Raw genomic sequence first — 25218 nt, 5'->3', positions numbered from 1 at the left:
GTCAGAGCGGCTTGAGGTTCGACGCCGCCGCCTTGCCGCGCTCGGTCACGACGTCATAGCTGACGCGCTGGTTCTCGTTCAGGCCGCGCAGGCCAGCCGCCTGGACGGCGGTAATGTGTACGAACACGTCCTTGCCCCCGTCCTCGGGCATGATGAAGCCAAACCCCTTGGTTGCGTTGAACCACTTCACGGTACCCGTCGCCATAGTCACTTCGTCCCTTGTTGCCGGCATGATGCCGCTCGACCATTGTCTGCCCGACACGCACTATCCGACGGGCAGCCCGCCGACGACCGGCATCGATCCAGATGCGGTTATGGGCGCACGAACCCTGCCGGTTTGTCAAACCATCCGAATGCCGCTTCGTTAAAAAACCGCTGCGCGCCTATGCCAGATGCAGCATCCCGATCAGCGCCAGGGCAGACCCCGCCAGGGCGAGGAGCGACAAAGCCACCGTCGCCACCATCCGGCCGCCCGCCTCCATCACCATCCGCGGGTCGGCGCTCAGCCCGAGCGCCGCCATGGACAGCACCGTCAGGCCCGTCGCCCCCTCGCCAAGCTGCACGACCGCGCCGACGGGGACCAATCCAAGCAGCCGGCAGGCCGCAAGAGCCAGAAAGCCAAGCAGGAACCACGGCACGAGCGGCGGACGCCCCATGCTGCCCGCCGCCGGTCTCTCTTCCCCCCCCGGACGCGTCAGCAGCGACAGGACGAGGCAGACCGGCCCCAGCATCAGCACGCGCGCCAGCTTGACCAGCATCCCCATCTGCACCGCCACCACGCCCATGGGCGCGGCGGCGGCCATGACCTGCGGCACGGCATAGACGGTCAGCCCCGCCAGCGCGCCATAGGCGACCCCACCCATGCCGAGCACCAGGCCCAGGAGCGGCAGCCCCAGCACGACCACCACACCGAACAGCGCCGTAAAGGCGATCGACGCGGCGATCTCGTCCTCGTCGGCATCGATCACCGGGGCGACCGCCGCGATGGCCGAATTGCCGCAGATCGCATTGCCGCAGGCGACCAGCAGCGCCATGCGCGCCGGCAGGCCGCACAGCCGGCCGATCCCGAAACCCAGCACGATCGCCATGGCCACCACGCAGGCGATCCCCACCAGCAGCGCCGGACCGGCGGCACGGATCACCGTCTCGCTCACCGATGCGCCCAGGAGCAGAATCGCGGCCTCCAACGGATATTTCGCGCAGAAGGCGATACCGGGCCGCCATGTCGGGGCGGGCGTCCAACGACCGCGCACCGCCGTTCCGCACACAATCGCCAGCACCAGCGCTTCCAGCCATGCCCGACCGGTCACCACACGCTCCACCTCCGCCAGGGCAAAGGCCGCGCCCGTCACCAGCAGGCAAAGCGCGATACCGGGTGCCAGGGTCCCTTCCCGATGGAAGCAGGCCAATATCGCTGCGCGACGGGGGGCGAAACGCGTCATGATGTCTCCTTTTCGCCGCCCGTGTTACCCCCTGGCCAACCATTCTATCCAACGCATCATTCTTGTGGTTTCAATCACCAGAACAGATCGATCGGGACAGGCCTCCTCCATGACCCTCGAACAGCTTCGCATCTTCCTCGCCGTGGCCGAGCGCGAGCATATGACAGCCGGGGCGCGGGCGCTGAACATCACCCAGTCGGCGGCATCGGCCGCCATCGCGGCGCTGGAGGACCGCCACGCCGTTCGCCTGTTTCATCGGGTCGGCCGCGGCATCACCCTGACCGAAGCCGGCCGGCTGTTCCTGGCCGAAGCGCGCGCCGTGCTGGCCCGCGCCACCGCCGCCGAGACCGCGCTGGACGATCTGGGCGCACTCAGGCGCGGCATCCTGCGCGTGGTCGCCAGCCAGACCATCGCCGCCTACTGGCTGCCGCCCTTGCTGGCGGGCTTTCATCGCCGCTATCCGGCCCTGTCGATCGCCCTCACGATCCGCAACACCGAACAGGCCGCCACCCATGTCCGTGACGGCGAGGCCGAAATCGGCATCATCGAGGGCGAGATCGACGATCCGGCACTGGCACGCTGGCCGATCGGCGAGGACCGGCTGCTGCTGGTGCAGGCCGGACCGTTCGACGGCGCGCCCATCGACGCGCAATGGCTGCGACGCGCCCGCTGGATCATGCGCGAGGAAGGATCGGGCACGCGCTCGACGCTCGACCAGCACCTGCACCGGCTCGGCATCGCGCCCGACACCCTCGACGTGGCCCTCGTGCTGCCCTCCAACGAAAGCGTGCGTACCGCCGTCGAGGCCGGCGCTGGCATCGCCGCCCTGTCGTCCCTGGTCGTGGCCCCCGGCCTCCGCGCCGGCACGTTGCACGCGGCGCCATGCGCCTTCGGCCCCAGGACCTTCTTCGGGCTGCGTCACAAGGAGCGTTATCGCAGCAAGGCGGCGGACGCCCTGCTGGCCTTCATCACCTCGGCGGAACACCCGGGTCGTGCTTCCGATGTCGGGACAAAAAAAAGCCGCCCGCGAACGGACGGCTCTTTCCTGCCGGATGAAGCGGCTTCCGGCCCGGGCGCTGGGCCCGGGCCGGCAGGCTGACGGATCTCAGAAATCCATGTCGCCCATGCCGCCCATGCCGCCACCGGGGGCCGGCGGGGCCTTCTTTTCCGGCTTCTCGGCCACCATCGCCTCGGTGGTGATCAGCAGGCCGGCAACCGACGCCGCATCCTGCAACGCGGTACGAACGACCTTGGTCGGGTCGATGATACCGGCCGCGACCAGATCCTTGTAGTCGCCGATCTGGGCATCGAAGCCATAGTTGTAGTCGCTGACTTCCAGCACCTTGCCGGCGATCACCGCACCGTCCTCACCCGCGTTGTGGGCGATCTGGCGCAGCGGAGCCTGAAGCGCCTTGCGGATGATCTCCGCACCGACGCGCTGGTCCTCGTTGTGGAAGTGCAGATGGCTCAGAGCGGCCGACGCACGCGCCAGCGCCGTGCCGCCACCCGGAACGATGCCTTCCTCGACGGCGGCGCGGGTCGCATGCAGCGCGTCGTCGACGCGATCCTTGCGCTCCTTCACCTCGACTTCGGTCGAGCCGCCGACGCGGATGACGGCAACGCCGCCCGCCAGCTTCGCCAGACGCTCCTGAAGCTTCTCGCGATCGTAGTCCGAGGTGGTCTCCTCGACCTGCGCGCGGATCTGGGCGCAACGACCCTTGATGTCGTCGGATGCGCCGGCACCCTCGACGATCGTGGTGTTTTCCTTCTCGATCCGGACCTTCTTCGCGCGGCCCAGCATCGCCAGGGTCACGGTTTCCAGCTTGATGCCCAGATCTTCGCTGATCACCTGGCCACCGGTCAGGATCGCGATGTCTTCCAGCATCGCCTTGCGACGATCACCGAAGCCCGGCGCCTTGACGGCGGCGATCTTCAGGCCGCCACGCAGCTTGTTGACGACCAGGGTCGCCAGCGCCTCGCCATCGACGTCTTCCGCCAGGATCAGCAGCGGACGACCGGACTGCACGACGCTCTCGAGCAGCGGCAGCATCGGCTGAAGCGACGACAGCTTCTTCTCGTGGATCAGGATGTAGGGGTTGTCCAGATCGGCAACCATCTTCTCCGCATTCGTGATGAAATACGGGGAGATATAGCCGCGATCGAACTGCATGCCCTCGACGACGTCCAGCTCGGTATGCAGGCCCTTGGCCTCTTCCACCGTGATGACGCCCTCGCTGCCGACCTTCTGCATGGCCTGCGAGATCATCTCGCCGATCTCATGCTCGCCATTGGCCGAGATCGTGCCGACCTGCGCCGTCTCGGCCGGGGTCGTGATCTTCTTGGTGTTCTTCTTCAGCTCATCGACGACGGCCGCGACGGCCTTGTCGACGCCGCGCTTCAGGTCCATCGGGTTCATGCCCGCGGCCACGGCCTTGGCGCCCTCGCGGATGATGGCCTGGGCCAGCACGGTCGCGGTCGTGGTGCCGTCACCAGCCACGTCATTGGTCTTCGAGGCCACTTCGCGCACCATCTGGGCGCCCATGTTCTCGAACTTGTCGGCCAGCTCGATCTCCTTGGCGACCGACACACCGTCCTTCGTGATGCGCGGCGCGCCGAAGCTCTTGTCGAGCACGACGTTCCGGCCCTTCGGGCCCAGGGTCACCTTCACCGCGTCGGCCAGAATGTCCACGCCCCGCAGCATGCGCTGGCGAGCGTCACCGCCGAACTTTACGTCCTTGGCTGCCATATCAGAATTCTCCTGTAGGAAACTCGTTAATCAGAAAGGAAAGGGAGGAAGGACCTCAGGCGATCACGCCCATGATGTCGCTTTCCTTCATGATCAGCAGCTCCTCGCCATTGATCTTGACCTCGGTGCCCGACCATTTGCCGAACAGCACCTTGTCGCCCGCCTTCACGTCGAGGGCGACGATCTGTCCCTGCTCGTTCCGCGCGCCGGGGCCGACGGAGATAACCTCGCCCTCCATCGGCTTTTCCTTGGCGGTGTCGGGGATGATGATGCCGCCAGCCGTCTTCTCTTCGCCGGTCAGGCGACGGACGACCACACGGTCATGCAGGGGCCGAAAATTCGTCATTATGGATCGCTCCACGTCAAAAAAGGTAACGCCCTTGAATAAGCAACGCCACCGGGTTGGCACGCGCGCCAGAGCCGCGTCGCTTTAGCACTCTCCTTGCGAGAGTGCCAGCACACAGGTAGGCGCAGCCCCCCGCACTGTCAACGCCCTGGCAGCACTTTCTTTCGACGACTGCCAGGTTTCTGGGAATAAAAGAATTTTTCTTGAAATCCGCCTCGCCGCTCACGCAGGCTCGCGGTGTGTCCAACCGTCGATCCAGCGAGGTGTCCATGTCCCTGCGGCTCCAGCTCAACGACTACCGCCTGACCACCGCCGAGATCCTCTATCGGCTTCCCGACCACCCGGCCCTGCTCCAGGCCTATATCTGGCAGGAGCTGGACCTCGCACCGTCCTATCCGCAGCTCCGCCGGTTCCTCGATTTCTGGACCCGCTCGCTGGAGGGCCGGCTGCATTCCGTCCGGGTGGCACAGCAGGCCATGATCGCGCCCGCGGCCCTGCGCCATGCCTCGGCCAGCCTGACCCTTCACTGAACCGTTCTCAGGCCGGCGTGTCCCCCTCGGGACCGCCGTCCAGATGCGCGCCGTCCAGCGTCCGCCGGGCCCGTTCGGCCTCCTGCCGGTCGCGTTCGCGCTCGGCCGCCGTGCGGCCATGCAGGGCGCGATTCGTCGCCGCGACGGCGGCCTGCTCGGCGCGGACGCGGCGCTTGCGCGCCTGCCGCAGGTTGACGATTTCTGCCATGGCGCCACTCTACCGGCCATCGCCCGGACAGAAAAGGACCCGGCCATGAGCCAGACCATCACCCTGACCGCCGCCGACGGTCACACGCTTTCCGCCTGCGTCGCCGGCCCGGCCGCCGCGCCCCGCGCGCTGGTCGTGGTGCAGGAGATATTCGGCGTCAATCGGCATATCCGCGCCGTCGCCGAGTCCTTCGCCGCCGAGGGATACCGGGTCATCGCCCCGGCGCTGTTCGACCGCGCCGAACGCGGCGTGGAACTGGCCTATGACCAGGACGGCGTGCGGCAAGGCCTGAGCCTGCGCGCCACGATCCCGGCCGAGGAGACCTTGCTGGACATCCGCGCCGCCGCCCGGTCGCTGGGACTGCCACCGGCCCATACCGGCATCATCGGCTATTGCTGGGGCGGCACGATCGCCTGGCAGGCCGCCTGTCGCACCGGCGATTTCGGGGCGGCCGTCGGCTGGTATGGCGGCGGCATCGCCGCCGAACGCGCGCTCATCCCCCGCTGCCCGGTCGAACTGCATTTCGGCGAGACCGACGGCTCGATCCCGCTCTCCGACGTCGCCGCCATCCGCGCGGCGCACCCCGACCTGCCGGTCTACACCTACCCCGATGCCGGGCACGGGTTCGGCTGCCCGGAGCGCGCCAGCTTCAATGCTCCCGCCGCGGACCTCGCCCGCACCCGCAGCCTGGCCTTTTTCGACCTGACGCTATAACCGCCGGAGCCCCCGGCGCGTATCAGCCGCGCGACAGCACGCGGGCGGCAATGGTCTCCAGCTTCGCCACCAGGGCGGGGTCGCGCTTCTCAGGCGCGGTGATCAGCGCATGTTCCAGCGCCCGGTCGCACCCGGCCGGGCACAGGCCGCGCGGACGCCCCAGGGCCGGGACCACCGCTTTGACCAGCGCGCGGGCGCGGTCGGCATTCGCCATCATCACCTTCACCACGGCATCGACGGTCACGCTGTCATGGTCGGGATGCCAGCAATCGTAATCGGTCACCATGGCGACGGTCGCGTAGCAGATCTCCGCCTCACGGGCCAGCTTGGCCTCCGGCATGTTGGTCATGCCCACCACCGAGCAGCCCCAAGACCGGTAGAGACTGCTCTCCGCCTTGGTCGAGAATTGCGGGCCTTCCATCACCAGGTAGGTTCCGCCGCGCGTCACATCCAGCTTCAGGTCCCGCGCCGCCCCTTCCAGCACGTCGCCGATGCGCGGGCACAGCGGATCGGCCACCGACACATGGGCCACGCAGCCGGTATCGAAAAAGCTCTTCTCCCGCGCGAAGGACCGGTCGATGAACTGGTCGATGATGACGAAATGCCCGGGCGGCAACTCTTCCTTCAGCGACCCCACGGCCGACAGCGACACGATGTCGGTCACGCCCGACATCTTCAGCGCGGCGATATTGGCGCGATAATTCAGCCGCGACGGCGGAATCGGGTGCCCCCGCCCGTGGCGCGGCAGAAACACGCAGCGCACGCCGCCCAGCCGGCCGAACAGCAACTGGTCGGAGGGCTGGCCCCACGGCGTTTCGACCGCGCGCCACTGCTTGTCCTCCAGCCCGTCGATATCATACAGGCCCGACCCGCCGATCAGGCCGATCACGGGTTCGACGCTATCCTGCGCAGCCGAAAGGGCGGTGGTTTCAGTGGACATCGGACCAGACTCTCCGTTTCAGAAGGAATGCCAGAACGGCAAGAAAAAGAAGATACAGCATCACCTGCGCCCCCAGCCGATGGCGCGCCGCCAGATGAGGCTGCGCCACCCACGCCAGAAAGGTGGTGACATCCCGCGCCTCCTGCGCCGTCGTGGCCGGCGTGCCGTCCGTATAGACGACCTGCCCGTCGCGCAATGGCGGCGGCATCGCGATCTCGCGGTTGCTGGCATAGGGGTTGTAGACCGCGCCGGCATGGCTGGGCCGATACCCCGCCGGCGGCTGCCGATAGCCGGTCAGCAGCGCGTAGATCCGGTCCGGCCCGCCGGGATAGACCAGCGCCAGCCGCGACTGGTCGGGCGGCGCCACGCCGTTATTGGCCGCCGCCGCCGCTTCGGGATTGACGAACGGATCGCGGAAATGATCGGCCGGCGTCGCCGCGCGCGTCACCGGGTCCCCCTGCGCGTCCACCCCGCCCGGCACCTGCTGCGTGGCCGCGATCCGGCCGACCTGCTCCATGGTCAGCCCCATCCCCGTCAGGTCGCCATAGGTCATGGATTTCATGCCATGGCAGGCCGAACAGACCTGCGCATAGACGGCATATCCCCGCTGAACGGCGGAAAGATCGAAGCGCCCCAGCGGCCCTTCGAACCCCCAGGCCCGATGCGGCGGCCGGTCATGCGGCCCGGCCTGCGCGGCCGCCGGCGCCAGATCGGCCAGCGGCGCCGCGAACCCCAGCACCGCCGCCAGCCGCAGGATCGCCGCGCCCCTCATGCCCCGCGCCCTCCGGCAAGGCTGTCCGGCAGCACGACCCCGCGCTCCGTCCGCGCCGAAAGCGGCAGCAGAACCAGAAAATGCGCGAAATAATACACCACCGCGATCCGCCCCGCGATCATCCACCCCCCCTGCGCATGATGCCGGCCGACAAAGCCCAGCAGGACGAAGCAGACGACCAGCCCCCCCATGCAGACCCGATAGAACGGCCGGAACCGTGCCGAGCGGATCGGCGACCGGTCCAGCCACGGCACCAGGAACAGCACCAGGATCGCCCCCACCGAGGCCAGAAGCCCGCCGAACTTCGACGGCACGGACTGTAGGATTCCGTAGAACGGCAGGAAATACCACTCGGGCTCGATATCGGCCGGCGTATGCAGCGGATTGGCCGGACGGTAATTCTCGGCCTCGAACACGACATGCGGCAGAAAGAACACCACGACCGCGAACACAAGCGCGAACAGGACCAGCCCCAGCGCATCCTTGCTGGTATAATAAGGATGAAACGGCACGGTATCGCGCGCCCCCCGGGGCTCGACTCCCAGCGGGTTGTTCGATCCCGTCACATGCAGCGCCGCGACATGCACCCCCACCACGCCCAGCACCGCGAAGGCCAGCACCATGTGCAGGATGAAGAAGCGATGCAGCGACACGTCCCCCGGCGCGTCCCCACCCTGGAGGAAATGCTCCAGCCACGGCCCGACGGCCGGGATCGCGTCGACCGCCTTGCCCGCCACGTCGGCGCCCCAGTACGACATCTGCCCCCAGGGCAGCACATAGCCGGCAAAGGCGGCCAGCATCACCATCGCCAGCAGCACCAGCCCGGTCAGCCACACCATCTCGCGCGGCGCCTTGTACGATCCGTAATACAGGCCGCGAAACAGATGGATATAGAGCGCGGCCAGAAACATGCTGGCGCCCGCGACATGGATCGACCGCAGCAGCCACCCGCTCGGCACCTGGCGCTCGATCGCCTCGACCGACGCGAAGGCCCCCGATGCGGTCGGCGTATAATTGAACGCGAGAAAGACGCCCGTCGCCAGCATCACCATCAGCACGACGGTCAGGATGGCACCGAAATTCCACAACCCGTTCAGGTTGCGCGGCGTCCGGTAGTCGACATATTCCCGGCGAAAGGCCGAGACGACCGGCAGCCGCGCGTCCAGCCAGGACAGAACGCCCTCGCCTTCCTGTTGATCCGGCCTGTCGCGGGAATCAGCGTCCGTCATCGATCCTCGATCCTGCGCCCCTGCGGCGTCCGCCTTCCATAACGGCCCGCCGCCCCTTCTTGCAATTGCCCCCCCGATCGGACTCTATGGGCCCACCCCGGAAGACCGCCCGACGCAGAAGATGACCCGAGCATGACCGACACCCGCGCGCCCATCCCCCACGATGATCTGAAGCAGCAGGCCCGCGCCTGGTTCGAGACCCTGCGCGACCGGATCTGCGCCGCCTTCGAAGCCATCGAGCACGACGCCCGCGACGTGCAGCCCCTCCCCGGCCGCGACGCGCCCGGCACCTTCGTCCGCACCCCGTGGGACCGCGTGAACGAGGACGGCACGCCGGGCGGCGGCGGCGTGATCAGCCTGATGCGCGGCCGGGTGTTCGAAAAGGTGGGCGTCAACGTCTCGACGGTCGAAGGCACATTCAGCCCGGAATTTCGCGGCAGCATCCCCGGCGCCGCCGAGGATCCGCGCTTCTTCGCCACCGGCATCAGCCTGGTGGCCCATATGTGCAACCCGCGCGTCCCCGCCGCCCATTTCAACACGCGGATGATCGTCACCACCGAAGGATGGTTCGGCGGCGGCGGCGACCTGACGCCGATGTTCCCCGACAGCGCCGAGGCACAGGCGGACGCTGCGCGTTTCCACGCCGGCTTCCGCGCCGCCTGCGACGCGCATGACCCGGCCTACTATCCCCGCTTCAAGGATTGGTGCGACCGCTATTTCTTCCTGCCCCACCGCAACGAGCCCCGGGGCCTGGGCGGCATCTTCTACGACCGGCTGAACACCGGCGACGCGGCGGCCGACTTCGCCTTCACCCGCGATGTCGGCCTGGCGTTTCTCGACACCTACCCCGCCATCGTCCGCCACCGCATGACCGAGCGCTGGACCGAGGACGAACGCCGCGCCCAACTGGTCCGGCGCGGCCGCTACGTGGAATTCAACCTGATCCACGATCGCGGCACGCTGTTCGGCCTCAAGACCGGCGGCAATACCGAGGCGATCCTGATGAGTCTTCCCCCCGAGGTCCACTGGCCGTAAAGTCGCGCCTTCGCCGCCGTGGGCCGCCCCGGCACCTGCCATAGACTCGCCGCATTCCAGCGCAACACAGGCGCTGGACTGTCCCCTGCCATGGAGATGCCGCCCTTGCCCGCGACCCGACCCCACCCCTGTTCTGACCAACGGCCCGGTCGGGTCTAGATGTCCATGCGCCGCCGCCAGTTTCTTGCCATGGCGGGTTTCTCCGCACTCGCCGGCATCTCCGCCGCCCACGCCGGTTCCCTGACGCGCATCGCCGCCATCGTCCCGGCCGGCGGCACCATCGTCGACCCCACCCTGCTGGTCGCCGGCAATGCCGAGAGCGCCGCCGGCCGCTGGAGCACGGTCCTGGCCCCGGCCCTGGCACAGGGGCTCGAATCCCCCTCGGCGCTGGATACGCATTTGACCAGCGGGCTGGACGGGGTGACCGGCGCCAACCAGTTCGATACCCAGACCGTGCCCGATGGCGCCACCGCCCTGGTGGTGCCCGGCGCGGCGCTGGTGACGTCGCTGGCCGGCGACCCGCGCGCCCATTACGATTTCGGCCGCTGGGTCCCGCTGATGCTCAGCCTGCTCTCGCCCATCGTCGTCGGCCGGGCCGACCTGCATCGCTCGCTGCGCGACCTGGTGCGCGACCGGCCGATCCGCGTGGCGGTCTCCAGCGAACACGGCATCGAACTGGCCACGGTGATGGCCATGGCGATATTCGGCTTCCGGCCGATCCCCGTCATGGGCATCGCCACGGCGCAGGAAGCACTGGCTGCCCTGCGCGACGGCAAGGTGGACGTGGTGCAGATTTCCGACCCGATGCCACCGAAGGCGCTGGACGATTTGCTGGTCCCGCTGCAAGAAAGCCGCGCCGTGCCGCTATTCACGCTGACCGACAGCGTACGCGCGACCGTGCATGGCCAGCCGGTGCGGACCTTCGACGAACGGTTCGCCCAGGAACGGGGCCATCCCCCCTCCGGCCTGCTCTACGAGGCATGGAAGATCGTCGCGGCCTCCGCATCGCTCGAAATCGGGCTCGTGCTGCCGATGCTGACGCCGCCCGCGCAGGTCGCCGCCTGGCGCCACGCGGTCGGCGTCGCCGGCAACCAGAGCGCGCTCGACACGTTCAGGAACGATTCCGGCCGCGCCCTGGTCAGCGGGCCGGAATGCAGCGGCTACCTGCACGCCATGACCGGCGAAATCCCGGCCGTGCTGATGCTTCGCCGGTGGCTGGCCGTCCACACCCCCGAATGGCGACTTGGCTGAAACCAACCCGCCCTGAAACGGATGCCGGCCCGAGGGGGGCTCAGATCGACGATTTGGCGCGGGTCAGGACCGCCGAGCAGATCTTTCCCTGGTCGGCCGCCTCCAGCCTGGTCAGCGTCGATGTCGTGCCACCGACGATGAACTGTCCCGCGGTGCCGACGGCATAATCGACATTGCCCCTCTGGTCGGGCGGCGTGGCGCCGGTCTTGGCGTTGATCGCGGTCTGGACGGCATCGCCGTCCTGATGCGAGACGAGATTGACGTCGACACAGTAATTCAGCACGCCCGCGAGATTGGCCAGCGAGATACCCCCGACCCCCGAGACGGTGGCGGGAGCAAAATCATTGACGATCGGGGGGTGGTCTTCGGTCGGCCCGGCAAGAGCCGGCAGGGAGTGCATGGCGAAGCCGGTCACGGCAACAAGCACGGCGCAGGCGCGCAGAGAAAAACGGATCATTGCAGACTCCTTTTATCCTTCGGCAATGCTGCGCGCCCCATCCGCCCGGCACAACGCATCAAGATGGCGTACAGTTATTCATGATATGACGATCATGACTTCGTCATGTTCCATGACCTGTTCGCATATGTGCCATGATAACTTACCTGCCGGGGCAAGATGCTGGTCATCCGGCACGCTGGCGCAGCATGCGGGCCGCCTATCGCGCCCGGCGCAGCAGGATACGGACGGACCCCTGATTGGCGGCGTGGGGATGCACGACCGCCAGGATCAGCGGCCGCAGGTCCGGCCGCCCCAGCCAGAAGGGCAGCTCGCGCCGCAGCACGCCGCCATCGCGGCCCGAGCCCAGGCCGGTGATGACCTCCACGCAGCGCAGATTGTCGGCCCGCGCCTGGACCAGGAAACCATGCAGCCGCTGAAAGGCCGCGTGCGCGTTCTGGCCATGCAGGTCGAGGGTGCGCAACGGACGCAGCTTGCCGCTGACCAGCGTCCGCCAGCTCGTATCGTCCAGCCCCGGCCCGCGTTCGCCGATCGCGATCTCGGCCCGCGGCCGGACCAGCGTAAAGGCCGGCCGGTCCAGTCGAGGCATGTCGGCGCGCGGTACCATGGTCGCGGGGCGGGCAACCCGGTCACGCGGGTCGGCCGGCGACGGGGCAAGAGGCGCTGCCGGTGGCACGGCATCCACCGCCGCCGGCCGCGCGGCCTTGCGGGCCAGCGGCCTGATATCGCGCACGATGGCCGTCCATAGCGCCTGCTCGTCTTGTTCCAGGACCCGTCGACGGCGCACCCCGCACTCTCCCCGTCCGCCGGCGGGCGGCCCCATGCCGCCCACGCCCCGATGCGTCCCGATCCTAAAGCAGTTCGCGCCCCAGCCGAAGCCCAGACGCGCCTGCCGCGCGAACGGGCCGTCAGGGCGCCTGGGCGGCGTCCAGGGGCCGTCCCTGATAGGTCCCGGTCAATGTCCGCAGAAAGGCCACGATATCGGCGATATCATGGTCGGACAGGGCATGATCGGGCGTCTGGTAGCGCGCCATCAGCCGCACCGCGTCATCCAGCGTCTTGACGCTGCCGTCGTGGAAATAGGGCGCGGTCAGCGCGACGTTGCGCAGGTTCGGCACCTTGAAACGCTCCATGTCGTCCGGCGACCGGGTAACGGTGTAGCGCCCCTTGTCGGCATCGGTCACCGCCCCGCCGCGCGCGGCGAAATAGTCGCCTTCCAGCCCCATCACCTCGAAGGCCTGGCCGCCCAGCGAAACACCGGTGTGGCAGCCCGAGCAGCCGACGCTCTTGAACAGCGCATAGCCGTTCTTCTCCTGCGCGTTCAGTGCCTGCTCGTCACCCTTCAGGTAGCGGTCGAAGCGGCTGTCCGGCGTAATCAGCGTCTTTTCATATTCCGCGATGGCCGTCGTGATCCGGTCCTTGTCGATATCGTCGGACCCGAAGGCGTCATGAAAGGCCGCGACATAGGTCGGGTCCCGCTTCACCGTATCGGCAACCAGCGCCCAATCGTGCGATCCCATTTCCAGCGGGTTCATCACCGGCCCCGCCGCCTGGTCGGCCAGCGTCGCCGCCCGGCCGTTCCAGAACTGGCTCTTGTTGAACACGGCGTCGTACACCGTCGGCACGTTGATCGGCCCGTGCTGCCCGTTGATCCCCAGCGCCGTCACGCGCCCGTCCACACCCCCATGATCCAGCGCGTGACAGCTCGCGCAATTCAGGGTGCCGTCGCCCGACAATTGCTTGTCGAAGAACAGGCGCTGGCCCAGCGCGACCTTCGGCGCGTCGACCGGCACGCTTTCCGGCACGGGCTGGACCGGCTCCGCGGCAAAACGCGCGGCAACGCCCGGCGTCGCGTAATGCGCGCGCCGCTCGGCGGCAACCCAGTCCAGCAGCGCGTCGCGCTCCGCCGCCGACAGGTGGGCATGCCAGTGCATCAGCAGGTACAGCGTCGGCGGCATGCGATTCTGGCGGACGACCTCCTCGATCCGCGCCAATTGTTCCTCGGACGGAACGGCGCCGGTCCGGAACGCCTCGATCACCGGTTCGATGCGGAAATGACGCAGTCCCTGCTCCAGGTCGCGCTGCATCAACTGGTTGGCAACCGGCACATGGAAATAGAAAGGCAATTCGACGTTCCGCGCATGGCAATAATCGCACCGTGCCTCGCGAATCGCCGCGAACGCCGCCGACGCCACCGGATTCGCCAGGGTCGGCGAATGGATATCCAGCGTCGGCGCCGTCTCATGATCAAAATGGGTCAGATAGCCGACGACGCCGCCATAGGCGACAATCCCCAGAACCGCGACCGAAACTATTGCCTTGCGCACCGACACGTCTGCTTCTCCACCAGTATTTCAAGGGGAGGGTGTGCCGGATATAGAAAACATCTGTCAAAATCATATTTTTAATAAAAACGATTGAACGGGTCGATCAGGCGGATGTTTCACCCTGTTCCATTGCCAGTTTCAGCCGCGCGCGCGCCACTTTTACATAGGCGGCATCCAGTTCGATCCCGATTCCCCGCGCGCCTTCCGCCTGCGCCGCCACCAGGGTCGTGCCCGTCCCCATGAACGGATCCAGCACCAGCGCACCCGGCCGGCCGTGCAGGCGGATGCACATGCGCGGCAACTGCACGGGAAACGTCCCCGGATGATTGAATTTCTGCGCCTTGTCGCGCACCGTTTCATAGGGAATGAACCAGGTATCGCCCCGGCAGCGCCTGTCCTGCTCGTGCCCGCGCCGCGCGATGTTCGATTTGTCCTTGTACGGAACCCCGATTTCCAGGCGGCTCAGTTCCACGGTGCCCGAGCGCGTCAGATGGAACAGGTGCTCGTGATTGCGGTGCAGATAGCGCGCGCTGTTGACCGGCTTGAAATGCCCGTACGTGTCGTCATGGACCGAGACCGACTTGATCCAGCTGATATGGTTCTGCAAATGAAAGATCTCGCGCAGCCGGACGGCGAGTTCGAACGGCAGCCACGGCTGCGCCGAAGACCCCGCGATATTCAGGAAGAACGAGCCATCCGGCCGCATCACCCGATGCAGCTCCCGCGCGACCGCCATCATCCAGTCCAGATACTGGGATTCGGACATCCGGTCGCGATAGGTCCGGTATCCCAGTCCGATATTATAGGGCGGCGAGGTCACGACGACATCGACCGAATCCGCGTCCATCCGGCTCAGCTCGCGCAGGCAGTCGTTACGCACCAGCAGATGCGGCCCGATCGCGTGGCGCGTGGCGCGCGGGGGGCGGATGCCGGCGCCGGGCCCGCTTTCCTGTGCCATCAGGGCCGGGTGACGACGGGGCGCGGCGTCAGGGCGATCATCCGGCCGGGCTGGCGCATCGCGCCGGCGCCCTGCTCGGCCTGCGCGCCCCAGCCCAGGAACAGGTCGGCCCGCGCCGCGCCCTTGATGTCGGTGCCGATATCCTGCGCGTAGACCAGCCGCTGCCAGACCTGGCGCGAAGGCGCGGGCAGACGCGTCTCCACCCACACGGGCGTGCCCAGCGGAATCACCCGCCGATCCACCGCCGCCGACCGCCCGGGCTCCAGCGGCACCCCCAGCGCGCCGGGCGCGCCCTGGCCGGCCGGCACGTCGTTCAGCGCGGTGAAGAACACGTAGTTCGGATTCTCCTCCATCACCGCGCGGGCCTGCCCGGGATGCGCCGTCAGCCACGCACGGATCGACTGCATGCTGACATCGTCCTCGCTCATCGCGCCCTGCCGCACCAGCACGCGGCCCAGGGGCACATAAGGCTGCCCGTTCCGGCCGCCGAAGCCCAGCCGCACGACCTGCCCGCTGGGCAGCCGAACACGCCCCGATCCCTGGATCTGGAGGAAGAACAGGTCCGCGGGGTCGGCAACCCACAGCAATTCCAGGTTCCGCCCCGCCAATGCCCCCGCATCGATCCGCGCCCGCGACCAGTAGGGCACGAACTGCCCTCCCTGCCAATGGCCGGACACCATGCGCCCGTCGGTCGCCCGCGCCCGCGTCAGATCGTCCGGCACGCGATAGACCGGCGTCTGGTACACGCCGCCGCGCGACAGCGCCCCTGCGATCTCGGGCTCGTAATAGCCGGTAAAGAGGGCCGACGACGACATCAGCACCGGCTGGAACCAGGTCTCGTAGAAACGCTGCGCCGCCACCCCGTCGTCGGCGGGCAGCCTCGCCGCCGCCTGGCAGGCGGGCAGCCAGTCGCCGACATGCGCCCCCGCGCCGCTTTCGGTGCCGAGCGATGCCTCGGCGGGCAGGCGGCCCAGATACCGGCATTCCTCCAGGAATGCCGGCAGCGCGCGCGCCGCCTCGTCCGGCCCCCAGCCCGCCAGGGTGGAAAAAGCGACCGGCTGGCGTGCCCCGGGCCCCGTTTCGGCGCAGGCGGACAGCAGAAGGACGGCGGCGGCGCAGGCGCCCCGCATCACGGTGGGCAGACGAAAATAGTTCAAGGAAACAGCCAGACTTGCTCTTCGATAACGCGGATGGAGGGACGCAGGTGGGGCGGCGGGCGGCCGGTCAGGCGCTCCGGCTGGCCGCCAGCCGCCAGGCGGCGCCGCCGATCGACACGCCGAGCAGACGCTCGAACGTCCAGAGGTCCGAAAACTCGGTCACCGCATCGGTACCCGCGACCGGATGCCCGTCCTTGTCCAGCGTCAGGCTGATCTGGTCCGAGACGATGCGGACATCGATCCGCGCCCGCGGCGCGCCGGCCATCCGGTCGAGCGCGGCATCGACGATCGCGAGGCTGGCAATGGCGCGCACCTCGCTTCTCTGGGTCTCGCCGGCCTGCTCGCGCGACTGGATGGCGGCATCGAACGCGCTGAAGGCCTCGGCCGTCAGCCGTTCGCGCAACATGGCGCGGTCGCCGGCGGCAAAGGCCTGCACCACCTGCCGGAACGAAAGCTCGACCCCGCGCAGGAACTGCGCCGGCACGAAATCGCGTTCCTGGCCGGCGATGGCGGCCAGCACCTGCCCCACCCGGGTCTCGGCAGCCGGCACGTCATAATCGGTCGACGCGACCGGCGGCTCGGCCCGGCCCTCGATCACCGGGCCGGGCCGCTGCACCGGCGGGGCCGCGGGCGATGCGGGCTCGGCCCCCACCCGCGTGCCCAGGATACTGCGCAGCCGCAGCACCAGAAACGCCGCGATCAGCCCGAACAGCACCAGGTCGAACGGAAAATGACTGAACGAATGATCCATCACCAAGCCTAACCGCAAGGCGCGCCGGGCATGCCCGATCGCGCGATCCCTCTCTGTTGCCCTAACACATAGGGAAGGCACTCCGCCTGCACAATGCGGCAGGCCCATCCGGCCGGGAGGAACTTCCACCCCTCCGATCCGTCAAGGTTGGCGAACGTCGCGGAGCGTGCTACCGGCCATGTCGGGTATCCGCCTTATCGCCTGCAAGGAAATCTTCGTTCATGTCCGATCCGACTCAGCTCCCCACCGACGGAAGCCAGCATGCCCCGCCGGCGCTGCCGCTGGCCATCAATGTTCAGTATATCAAGGATCTGTCGTTCGAAGTTCCCGCCGGCGCCGAGATTTTCGCCACGCTGCGCGCGAATCCGCAGATCTCGGTGAACATCGATGTGCAGGCCAACCGCCTGCCGGCCGACCAACCGGTCTTCGAGGTCGTGCTGGCGATCAAGGCCGAAGCCGTGGAAGCGCCGGAGCAGGAAGGCGCCGCCGCCGGCCGCCCCGTCTTCGTCGCCGAACTGGCCTATGCCGCGGTCGTGACACTTGGCAACGCGCCCGACGAACTGGTCGAGCCGATCCTGCTGGTCGAAGTCCCGCGCCTGATCTTCCCCTATGTGCGCAACATCATCAGCGAAGTCACGCGCGACGGCGGCTTCCCGCCGGTCGTGCTGCAACCGATCGATTTCGTCGCCCTGTGGCAGGCCAAGCGTTCCAGCTTCCCCCAGACGGCCGGCAACGCCTGACCCCTCGCCAGACACCCGCTATCGACCGGAAAGGCCCGCCTCGCGCGGGCCTTTCCTTTTTGGGACCCGCCGGCAGCCCAAGAACATATATTTTTATATTTGAAAAAATTCACACTGACGAAATAAAATATTGTCTAGTATTTATATACAGTTCGCCAGAATATGTAAGATAATTCCCATTATACCGCGGTTTTCTTATAAATAATACATAACATCATTGATTTGTATTTGCCGAAATTTGTCCATTTTTGTGACATTTTCCCTTCTAATCTCCGCACATTTCTTTTAACGTGCCACCACGACATTCACCGCAGGAGAAACGGAACATCATTGGCGCATTCCGTGCGCCGGCGGCCAATCCGCCACGGCCGTAATTCGTTCTGAATCATTCAGAATATTGCGACAGCACACGCTGCCCGACGCGATATATTATCGCCTACCAAGATTTCGTCGCGAATCTGACGATTTCAGCGTCCTGGACGCGCATCCCTACATGATGATTTCGGGGTCGACGCCGCGCGCGCCGCATCGCGATTCCGAACGCAGCTTGCATCGATGCTTCGTAATGAGGCGAAGCCCCTCACCGTTATGTTGGCTGCCTGTTAAAGAGGAAACACTCCCCTTGACGCAGACAGATATTCTGCCCGCCCACCCGTCCCTCGTCGACAGGCTCGGCATCCCGCGTCCCCTGCTCTGGGGTTTCGTCGGATTGCTCCTGTTCATGGTGGGCGACGGGGTCGAAGCCGGCTACCTGGCCCCCTATCTCGAAAATCACGGCGTGTCCGCGCGCGGCGTCGCCTTCCTGTTCACCATCTACGGCGTCGCCGTGTCCCTTTCCTCCTGGCTGTCGGGTCCGCTGTCCGACCTGTGGGGACCAAAGCGCGTCATGTGGATCGGCCTGGCGATCTGGGCCGCGTTCGAGGTGGTGTTCCTGATGGCCGGCATCATGACCGGCAATTATGCGGTCATGGTCGCCGCCTATGCGCTGCGCGGCCTGGGCTATCCGCTGTTCGCCTACGGGTTCCTGGTCTGGATCGCGGCCGCCACCCCACCCCGGCAGCTCGGGTCGGCCGCCGGCTGGTTCTGGTTCGCCTTCTCCGGCGGCCTGCCGACGCTCGGCTCGCTCTTCGCCAGCGCCACGATCCCCCTGGTCGGCGAGATCACGACCTTCTGGCTGTCGCTGGTGCTGGTGGTCGCGGGCGGCTGCGTCGCGCTGCTGCTGACGCGCGAGCCGCATGGCGCCGCCCGCCTGGCGCCGCGCGACGTGCCGGCGCGCAGCATCTTCTTCGGGTCGATCTCCATCCTGTGGCGCGAGCCCAAGACCTTCCTGGCGATGATCGTGCGCACCATCAACACCTCGTCCGAATACGCGTTCCTGGTGATCATGCCCGCTTTCTTCACCAGGGTGGTCGGCTTCACCCTCTCGCAGTGGCTGCTGCTGCTCTCGATCGTGTTCCTCAGCAACATCCTGTTCAACCTGATGTCGGGCATGCTGGCCGACCGGCTGGGGCATCGGACGGTGGTCTCGGTCGCCGGGTGCCTCGGGGCGGCGATCTCGGTCCCGGTCTTCTATTATGTGCCGCTGGCCTATCACGGCAATTTCCTGGTCGCCGCCCTGGCCGGCATCTTCTACGGCGCCACCATCGCGGCCTTCGTGCCCCTGTCGGGCCTGGTCCCGCAGATCTGCCCGCAGGAAAAGGCCGCCGCCCTGTCGGCGCTCGGCCTCGGCGCCGGGGCCAGCACCTGGGTCGGCCCGGCCATCGTCACCTGGTTCCAGGCCTGGCACGGGATCGAGGGGATCATCTGGATCTTCTCCGGCCTCTATGTCTTCGCGGGCCTGCTGACGCTCTATCTCTCGATCCCGGACCACGCGCGCCGATACATGCGGCAGGCGCGCCTCCGGGGCGACGCCCTGCACGAAGGCGCGGCCGCCTTCCACTGATCCCGCCTACCGGCCGGGCGCCCCCAGCAGGTCCAGCATCGCGGCCTGGTCGGGGCTGGCCGCCCGGACGATTTCCCGCCAGGGCACCGTGGCCAGCGCCTCGGCCGCCCTGTCGGAAATCGCGATGGCCCGGGCATCGCGCAGCGCCTCCCGCACGTCGCGCGGCAGATCGCGCACAAACCGGCGCGCGGTCTCGGCCGAAAAGAACAGGGCCGCCTCCACCCCCCGCCCGACCGACGCCCGCAGCACCTCCGGGTCCGGCCGCGCGGGCCGGATACGATAGACGCAGCGGCGGACGATCCTGAAGCCGTCCCGCCGCAGGACGGTCGCCAGATCCAGCCCATATCCCGGCGCCGTCGCCAGCATCAGCGCGCCATCGGCGGGCCGCCATCGCGCCCGCGCCAACCCGGCCAGCGCCTCGGCCGTCCCCCCGGCCGCCCTCACGTGGGCGAAGCCGGCCGCCCGCGCGCGCCGCGCCGTCGCGGCGCCAACCGCCAGAATCGGCATCTCCGCCGGCACCAGCCCGGCCAGCGCGGTCACCGCCTGCCCGCTGGTAACCAGGATCGCCCGCACCCCACGCACCGGCAACGGCGCATGCAGGGTCGGCTCGGCGCGCAGCGCCGGCATCGCCACGGCATGCCAGCCCAGCGCCGTCACGGCCGCCATGGTTTCGCTCAACCCCGGTTCCGGCCGGGTCACCAGCACCGCCGGCCGCGCCCCGCCATCCGGCGGAGCCTTCGGCCGGTCAGGGCGCAAAAATATCCGCCGGGCTGTCGGCGCGCAGGCTGTGGCCCAGTTCGCGCCCCAGCCGCTCGGCATCCGCCGGCGCGCCGGTCACGACGCGGCGCAGCAGGAAAGAGCCATCCTCCCGCGCCACCAGCCCGGTCAGGCGCAGGACCGGGCCGCCGCCCCGCGCATCGTTGACCAGCCGGGCATAGCCGCCGATCGGCGTGCGGCACGACCCGTCCAGCTCCGCCAGCAGCGCCCGCTCGGCGGTCGAGACGGCCCGCGCCTCGTAATCCTCGATCGCCGCCAGCAGTTCGCGCAGTTCGGCATCGCTCTCGCGCACCGTCACCCCTACAATGCCCTGGCCCGCCGCCGGCACCATGACCTCGGGGTCCAGGATGATGTCCGCCCGATCGCCCATGCCCAGCCGCCGCAGCCCCGCCAGCGCCAGCAGGGTGGCGTCGCACTGCCCCGCCGCCAGCTTGTCCAGCCGCGTCTGCACATTGCCGCGCAGCAGGCCGAACCGCAGGTCGGGCCGCTCGTGCAGCATCTGCGCCTGCCGCCGTACCGACGCACAGCCAACCAGCGCCCCCCGCGGCAGCACATCGAACGGCACCGCCGGATCGACCGCGTCCCGTCGCCCCTCGCCCGGCCGCAGGATCAGCACGTCGCGCGCATCCTCCCGCCGCAGCGTGCAGGCCAGCACCAGCCCGGGCGGCAGCGTGGTCTCCAGGTCCTTCAGGCTGTGTACCGCGAAATCGATCCGCCCGTCCGACAGCGCATCATGAATTTCCTTGGCGAACAGCCCCTTGCCGCCGATCTCCGCCAGCCGGCGATTCTGGACCTGATCCCCCGTGGTGTTGATCTGATGCTCCTGGAACGCCCCCATGTCGCGCAGCACGGGGCAGAAGCGCGTCAGCATCGTCAGGAAGGCCCGCGTCTGCACCAGCGCCAGCGGCGACGCCCGCGTGCCGACACGCAGCGGCAACTGGCGCCGGTGCGGCAGGGTCGGGCGGAGCACACCCTGCTTCTGGCGCGCGGCAGCCTCTGCCGCGATCTTTTGCAATGCCGAAGCCTGGGCCACGGCGGAGCCGGTAAGGGAGGACGGAGCGAAAACCATGCGCTGTCTGTATTACCGCGACGCGACGAAGGAAAGATGACATAACGCCCGGCGGAACCCTATTTTATGCAATGATCATGTCTTCCCCTTCCCCGGACGCCCCGGCCCCGATCCTGGCGATCGAATCGTCGTGCGACGACACCGCCTGCGCCATCCTGTCCCCCGACGGCGCCATCCTGGCCGAAACCGTGCTGTCGCAGTCCGGGCACATCCCCTTCGGCGGCGTGGTGCCGGAAATCGCGGCCCGCGCGCATCTGGCCGCCCTGCCCGATCTGGTCCGCCGGACGCTCGACGCCGCGCGCCTCCCCGCCGGGGCGCTGGGCGCCATCGCCGCCAGCACCGGCCCCGGCCTGATCGGCGGCCTGATCGTGGGCGCCGGCGTCGCCAAGGGGCTGGCCGTGGCGCTGGGCCGCCCCTTCGTCGCGGTCAACCATATCGAGGCCCACGCCCTCACCGCCCGCCTGCCCGGCCTGGTGCCCGGCGGCGCGCCCTTCCCCTACCTGCTGCTGCTGGTCTCCGGCGGCCACTGCCAATGCATCGCCGTCGAGGCCGTGGGCCATTACCGCAAACTGGGCGGCACGATCGACGATGCGGCCGGCGAGGCGTTCGACAAGGTGGCGAAAATGCTCGGCCTCGGCTGGCCGGGCGGCCCGGCGGTCGAGGCCCTGGCCCGCGAGGGCGATCCCGCGCCCTGGCCGCTGCCGCGCCCGCTCCATGGCCGCCCCGGCTGCGATTTCTCGTTCTCCGGCCTCAAGACCGCCGTGGCGCAGAAACTGGCCCCCTACGCCATGGAGGCGCTGCCCCGCCCGGTCGCCGCCGGCATCGCCGCCAGCTTCCAGGACGCGGTGGCCGACATCGTGGCCGACCGCGTGGCCCACGCGCTGGACATGATGCCGGGCGCCACCCTGCTGGTCGCGGCCGGCGGCGTCGCCGCCAACGGCGCCCTGCGCGCCCGGCTCGATGCGCTGGCCCGGGCCCGCGCCCTGCCCTTCGCGGCGCCCCCGCTGCGCCTGTGTACCGACAATGCCGTCATGGTCGGCTGGGCGGCCATCGAGACCATGCGCGCCCGCCGCGCCCTCGGCCTGCCGCCGGCCGACGACCTGGATCTCCTGCCCCGCCCCCGCTGGCCGCTGGAGCAGATGGCGGCCCGCTTCGAAGCCGCCGGCGCATGAACTACCGCCACGCCTTCCACGCCGGCAATTTCGCCGACTGCATGAAACATGCGCTGCTGGTCCTGCTGCTCCAGGCACTGGCCCGCAAGCCGGCGGCCTTTTCGGTGCTGGACACCCACGCCGGCAGCGGCCGCTACGACCTCGGCGGCACGCAGGCCACCCGCACCATGGAATGGCGGGGCGGCATCGGCCGCCTGCTCGACGATCCGCCCCCCGGCCTGCCCCCCGCCTATCTCGATCTGGTCCGCCAGGCCGGCGCGCCGGACATCTATCCCGGCTCTCCCCTGGTCACGGCGATGATGCTGCGCCCGCAGGACCGGCTGGTCTGCTGCGAACTGCACCCCGAGGACAGCCAGACCCTCCGCGCCCTGTTCGCCGACACCCCCCAGGTCTCGGTCCACGCCCGCGACGGCTATGCCGCCCTGGGCGCGCTGCTGCCCCCGCGCGAGGCCAGGCGCGGCCTGGTGCTGATCGACCCGCCCTTCGAACAGCCGGACGAATTTTCCCGCCTGGCCCAGGGCCTGGCAACGGCCCATCAGCGTTTCGCCACCGGCATCCTGGCCGCCTGGTATCCGATCAAGCACCGTGCCCCGGTCCGCGCCTTTCTCGATTCGCTGCGCGATTCGGGGATTCGCGACATCGTGGCGCTGGAACTCACCCTGCGCCCGCCGCTCGACCCCACGCGCCTCAACGGCTGCGGGCTGGTGGTGGTCAATCCCCCCTTCGGCTTCGCCGAGGCTGCCCTTCCCGCCCTGCGCGCCCTGACCCATCTCTCCCCCGACGGCACGGGAGCAGCCACTATCACGCGCATCGTGGAGGAATAGGAGCATGGCCGCACGCATCGCCGTCATCGGCGCCGGCGCCTGGGGCATCGCCCTGGCCACCCAGGCCGCGCGTGCCGGGGCACAGGTCCATCTATGGGCGCGGCATCCCGAAACTCTGACCGACGCCCGCACCCTGCCCCGGCTGCCACAGATCGCGCTGCCCGAGACGATCACCGTCACCCGCGCAATGCCCACCCAGGCCGACGCCGTGCTGCTGGCCGTCCCGATGCAGCATCTGCGCGCCGTGCTGGCACAGATACCCGCCGCCGGCCCGATGATCGCCTGCTGCAAGGGCGTGGAGCGCGACACGCTGGCCCTGCCGTTGCAGATCGTCGCGGACCGCCACCCCGACCTGCCGCGCGCCATGCTGTCCGGCCCCAATTTCGCGCATGAAGTGGCCCAGGGCCTGCCCACCGCCGCCGTGCTGGCCTGCGCCGACCTGTCGCTGGCCCGCACCCTGGCCGATCACCTGACCACCGCCACCTTCCGCCTCTACGCCAGCGACGACCCGATCGGCGTGCAGGTCGGCGGCGCCGCCAAGAACGTCATCGCCATCGCCGCCGGCGCCACCATCGGCGCCGGACTGGGCGAAAACGCCCGCGCCTCGCTGATGACGCGCGGCCTGGCCGAGCTGGGGCGCCTGGCGCTGGGCCTGGGCGGCCGCGCCGCCACCCTGTCCGGCCTGGCCGGCGTGGGCGACCTGATCCTGACCTGCACCGGCCCGTCATCGCGCAATTTCAGCCTCGGCCTGGCGCTGGGTCGGGGCGAATCCCTGGCCGCGATCCTGGCCAGCCGCACCACCGTCGCCGAAGGGGTCGCAACCGCCCCCGCCATCCTCGCCCTCGCCCGCGCCCATGGCATAGCGGTGCCGGTGATCGAAACCGTATCGCTGCTGCTGGCCGGCGACATCGACCTGTCCGAAGCCCGAGACCGCCTGCTCAGCCGCCCCGTCGGAACCGAGTGACGTGGCGGCAGAAGCGAACGCTCAGCGGCCCGCCCCCGTTCGCTGCGCCGCCATCAACACCGGCATCATCATGAAGAAACTCACGGTCGCCAGCACGGCACAGAACGGCCCATAGCCGGAAAGACCGGACATGGAGAAAAACGGGACGCTGATCGCGAGGACCACCATGCTGAAGCTGCTCCGACCATCGTCCGGGTCGAGCCGCTTCTGCGCCAGCGGCAACGCGCGAAAGGCAAAGCGCCAGACCAGCCACGCCGCGAACGACGTGACGAACGGAAACAGCACCCACACCGACACCCCCGGCCCCCTGGCCAGAAGCGCCATGTCCCCATGGGTCGTCAGCACCCTCAGCGGGGCATAGCTCCAGACATTGAAGGTCGAGAACGCATCGACCCACACCAGCCACCACAAGGCAGCGGGACGAACCGCGCGCACGATCAGGCGATGACAGAGGAGCGCGGTCCCCCCGTTGGCCAGCAAGGGTCCGGCGGCGGCGATCAGCGCCGCCTGCCAACCACCACCACTGGCAAAGATCGGCCCGTAATCGACATTCTCATCGATCTGCTGCTGAAGGAGAACATTGTCGATGGCGGCCGTTCCGTAATGCAGGGCCAACGGATCGCCTTTCCACCCCAGGCCCCACGCCACAAAGGCATGCGCATATTCATGCGCAAAGAAATTGAAAGCATGCGCAAACAGAACGGAGACCAGGACAGCGCCCCCGAAACCCACCATGTGCCCGCGATTGCGCAGACCTGTACCGGCCTCGGTTTTTGAGACATCTGGTTGAAGCCTAAGCGGCGAGAGCCGCAGTGGAAAGAGCCCTGGCACGCACGGCATTCGGGGAGATGAACCCGTGCCGTTCAA

The 25218-nt window shown here is 68.5% G+C and carries 27 protein-coding genes; 10 read left to right on the top strand and 17 right to left on the bottom strand.

Annotation, left to right across the window (positions count from 1 at the left end):
* Nucleotide 1 precedes the first annotated feature (1 nt).
* Both HLH48_RS15060 and HLH48_RS15055 read right to left on the bottom strand, forming a co-directional pair.
* The gene (locus tag HLH48_RS15060; RefSeq protein ID WP_012225746.1) at nt 2–205 is read right to left on the bottom strand and encodes a cold-shock protein; all 204 of its coding nucleotides are present in this window, start codon (nt 203–205) and stop codon (nt 2–4) included.
* Nucleotides 206–383: 178 nt separating this feature from the next.
* Nucleotides 384–1442, bottom strand: a complete 1059-nt coding sequence (locus tag HLH48_RS15055; protein ID WP_182998314.1) for a YeiH family protein — start codon at nt 1440–1442, stop codon at nt 384–386.
* A gap of 109 nt (nt 1443–1551) precedes the next feature.
* Between HLH48_RS15055 and HLH48_RS15050 the strand changes: the two genes are divergently transcribed.
* A complete protein-coding gene (locus tag HLH48_RS15050) occupies nt 1552–2541 on the top strand; it encodes a LysR family transcriptional regulator (RefSeq protein ID WP_182998313.1) in 990 nt (329 codons plus the stop codon).
* Nucleotides 2542–2547: 6 nt separating this feature from the next.
* Here the strand turns inward: HLH48_RS15050 and groL are convergent, their stop codons facing one another.
* Together groL and HLH48_RS15040 are read right to left on the bottom strand one after the other, a co-directional pair.
* On the bottom strand, nt 2548–4188 hold the full coding sequence (gene groL / locus HLH48_RS15045; protein ID WP_182998312.1) for a chaperonin GroEL: 1641 nt from the start codon (nt 4186–4188) through the stop codon (nt 2548–2550).
* Between the two features lie 55 nt (nt 4189–4243).
* Nucleotides 4244–4534 (bottom strand): co-chaperone GroES, encoded by a 291-nt coding sequence (locus HLH48_RS15040; protein WP_114726807.1) that lies wholly within the window; start codon nt 4532–4534, stop codon nt 4244–4246.
* Nucleotides 4535–4803: 269 nt separating this feature from the next.
* Here HLH48_RS15040 and HLH48_RS15035 point away from each other — a divergent pair, with 269 nt between their 5' ends.
* Nucleotides 4804–5064 (top strand): usg protein, encoded by a 261-nt coding sequence (locus HLH48_RS15035; protein ID WP_182998311.1) that lies wholly within the window; start codon nt 4804–4806, stop codon nt 5062–5064.
* Nucleotides 5065–5071: 7 nt separating this feature from the next.
* Here HLH48_RS15035 and HLH48_RS15030 read toward each other — a convergent pair whose 3' ends face one another.
* Nucleotides 5072–5272 (bottom strand): DUF4169 family protein, encoded by a 201-nt coding sequence (locus HLH48_RS15030; protein WP_182998310.1) that lies wholly within the window; start codon nt 5270–5272, stop codon nt 5072–5074.
* Nucleotides 5273–5317: 45 nt separating this feature from the next.
* Between HLH48_RS15030 and HLH48_RS15025 the strand changes: the two genes are divergently transcribed.
* Entirely contained in the window at nt 5318–5986 is a 669-nt protein-coding gene (locus HLH48_RS15025) for a dienelactone hydrolase family protein (protein WP_182998309.1), read from the top strand.
* A 22-nt stretch (nt 5987–6008) separates the two neighbouring features.
* Here HLH48_RS15025 and HLH48_RS15020 read toward each other — a convergent pair whose 3' ends face one another.
* From HLH48_RS15020 to HLH48_RS15010, 3 genes are read right to left on the bottom strand one after another with little or no spacing between them, the layout of a single operon-like run.
* Nucleotides 6009–6926, bottom strand: coding sequence for an S-methyl-5'-thioadenosine phosphorylase (locus HLH48_RS15020; protein ID WP_182998308.1), 918 nt, complete (start codon nt 6924–6926; stop codon nt 6009–6011).
* The gene (locus tag HLH48_RS15015; RefSeq protein ID WP_182998307.1) at nt 6916–7698 is read right to left on the bottom strand and encodes a cytochrome c1; all 783 of its coding nucleotides are present in this window, start codon (nt 7696–7698) and stop codon (nt 6916–6918) included. The genes HLH48_RS15020 and HLH48_RS15015 overlap by 11 nt, the downstream gene beginning before the upstream one ends.
* The gene (locus HLH48_RS15010) at nt 7695–8927 is read right to left on the bottom strand and encodes a cytochrome b (protein ID WP_182998306.1); all 1233 of its coding nucleotides are present in this window, start codon (nt 8925–8927) and stop codon (nt 7695–7697) included. The genes HLH48_RS15015 and HLH48_RS15010 overlap by 4 nt, the downstream gene beginning before the upstream one ends.
* Nucleotides 8928–9059: 132 nt before the next feature.
* On the opposite strand from HLH48_RS15010, the gene hemF reads away from it, so the two are divergent.
* Nucleotides 9060–9962 carry an oxygen-dependent coproporphyrinogen oxidase gene (gene hemF, locus HLH48_RS15005; RefSeq protein ID WP_182998305.1) on the top strand — a complete coding sequence of 301 codons (903 nt, stop codon included), beginning with the start codon at nt 9060–9062 and terminating at the stop codon, nt 9960–9962.
* A gap of 159 nt (nt 9963–10121) precedes the next feature.
* Nucleotides 10122–11213, top strand: a complete 1092-nt coding sequence (locus tag HLH48_RS15000) for a hypothetical protein (RefSeq protein ID WP_182998304.1) — start codon at nt 10122–10124, stop codon at nt 11211–11213.
* 40 nt (nt 11214–11253) lie between these two features.
* Here the strand turns inward: HLH48_RS15000 and HLH48_RS14995 are convergent, their stop codons facing one another.
* From HLH48_RS14995 to HLH48_RS14970, 6 genes are all read right to left on the bottom strand, one after another.
* Complete coding sequence (locus HLH48_RS14995; protein WP_182998303.1) at nt 11254–11670, bottom strand: alcohol dehydrogenase; 417 nt, start codon at nt 11668–11670, stop codon at nt 11254–11256.
* Nucleotides 11671–11869: 199 nt separating this feature from the next.
* Nucleotides 11870–12457 (bottom strand): Smr/MutS family protein, encoded by a 588-nt coding sequence (locus HLH48_RS14990; RefSeq protein ID WP_264813252.1) that lies wholly within the window; start codon nt 12455–12457, stop codon nt 11870–11872.
* Between the two features lie 121 nt (nt 12458–12578).
* A complete protein-coding gene (locus HLH48_RS14985; protein ID WP_373320296.1) occupies nt 12579–13997 on the bottom strand; it encodes a cytochrome-c peroxidase in 1419 nt (472 codons plus the stop codon).
* A gap of 103 nt (nt 13998–14100) precedes the next feature.
* Nucleotides 14101–14955: a DNA-methyltransferase gene (locus HLH48_RS14980; RefSeq protein WP_182998300.1), complete on the bottom strand. Its 855-nt coding sequence runs from the start codon at nt 14953–14955 to the stop codon at nt 14101–14103.
* The gene (mltA, locus tag HLH48_RS14975; RefSeq protein WP_373320295.1) at nt 14955–16085 is read right to left on the bottom strand and encodes a murein transglycosylase A; all 1131 of its coding nucleotides are present in this window, start codon (nt 16083–16085) and stop codon (nt 14955–14957) included. Before mltA ends, HLH48_RS14980 begins: the two co-directional genes overlap by 1 nt.
* Before the next feature lie 94 nt (nt 16086–16179).
* The gene (locus tag HLH48_RS14970) at nt 16180–16863 is read right to left on the bottom strand and encodes a Tim44/TimA family putative adaptor protein (protein WP_182998360.1); all 684 of its coding nucleotides are present in this window, start codon (nt 16861–16863) and stop codon (nt 16180–16182) included.
* 221 nt (nt 16864–17084) lie between these two features.
* Here HLH48_RS14970 and secB point away from each other — a divergent pair, with 221 nt between their 5' ends.
* The gene (gene secB / locus HLH48_RS14965; protein WP_182998298.1) at nt 17085–17603 is read left to right on the top strand and encodes a protein-export chaperone SecB; all 519 of its coding nucleotides are present in this window, start codon (nt 17085–17087) and stop codon (nt 17601–17603) included.
* A 622-nt stretch (nt 17604–18225) separates the two neighbouring features.
* Nucleotides 18226–19545 (top strand): MFS transporter, encoded by a 1320-nt coding sequence (locus tag HLH48_RS14960; protein WP_246387375.1) that lies wholly within the window; start codon nt 18226–18228, stop codon nt 19543–19545.
* 6 nt (nt 19546–19551) lie between these two features.
* On the opposite strand, the gene HLH48_RS14955 is transcribed toward HLH48_RS14960, so the two are convergent.
* The gene (locus HLH48_RS14955; protein WP_246387374.1) at nt 19552–20301 is read right to left on the bottom strand and encodes a uroporphyrinogen-III synthase; all 750 of its coding nucleotides are present in this window, start codon (nt 20299–20301) and stop codon (nt 19552–19554) included.
* Complete coding sequence (gene hemC / locus HLH48_RS14950; RefSeq protein WP_182998296.1) at nt 20291–21391, bottom strand: hydroxymethylbilane synthase; 1101 nt, start codon at nt 21389–21391, stop codon at nt 20291–20293. Before hemC ends, HLH48_RS14955 begins: the two co-directional genes overlap by 11 nt.
* Before the next feature lie 77 nt (nt 21392–21468).
* Between hemC and tsaD the strand changes: the two genes are divergently transcribed.
* The 3 genes from tsaD to HLH48_RS14935 are packed head-to-tail and all read left to right on the top strand — an operon-like array spanning nt 21469 to nt 24351.
* Nucleotides 21469–22563: a tRNA (adenosine(37)-N6)-threonylcarbamoyltransferase complex transferase subunit TsaD gene (gene tsaD / locus HLH48_RS14945; RefSeq protein ID WP_408871457.1), complete on the top strand. Its 1095-nt coding sequence runs from the start codon at nt 21469–21471 to the stop codon at nt 22561–22563.
* Entirely contained in the window at nt 22560–23387 is an 828-nt protein-coding gene (locus tag HLH48_RS14940; RefSeq protein ID WP_182998294.1) for a 23S rRNA (adenine(2030)-N(6))-methyltransferase RlmJ, read from the top strand. Before tsaD ends, HLH48_RS14940 begins: the two co-directional genes overlap by 4 nt.
* A 4-nt stretch (nt 23388–23391) precedes the next feature.
* Complete coding sequence (locus HLH48_RS14935) at nt 23392–24351, top strand: NAD(P)H-dependent glycerol-3-phosphate dehydrogenase (protein WP_182998293.1); 960 nt, start codon at nt 23392–23394, stop codon at nt 24349–24351.
* 21 nt (nt 24352–24372) lie between these two features.
* Here HLH48_RS14935 and HLH48_RS14930 read toward each other — a convergent pair whose 3' ends face one another.
* Nucleotides 24373–24966 carry a hypothetical protein gene (locus HLH48_RS14930; protein ID WP_182998292.1) on the bottom strand — a complete coding sequence of 198 codons (594 nt, stop codon included), beginning with the start codon at nt 24964–24966 and terminating at the stop codon, nt 24373–24375.
* Nucleotides 24967–25218 lie beyond the last annotated feature (252 nt).

The organism is Gluconacetobacter sacchari (assembly GCF_014174255.1).
Taxonomy (GTDB): Bacteria; Pseudomonadota; Alphaproteobacteria; order Acetobacterales; family Acetobacteraceae; genus Gluconacetobacter; species Gluconacetobacter sacchari.
Note: the sequence above shows the minus strand (reverse complement) of the source record. Positions and strands in the feature narration are given on the sequence as shown.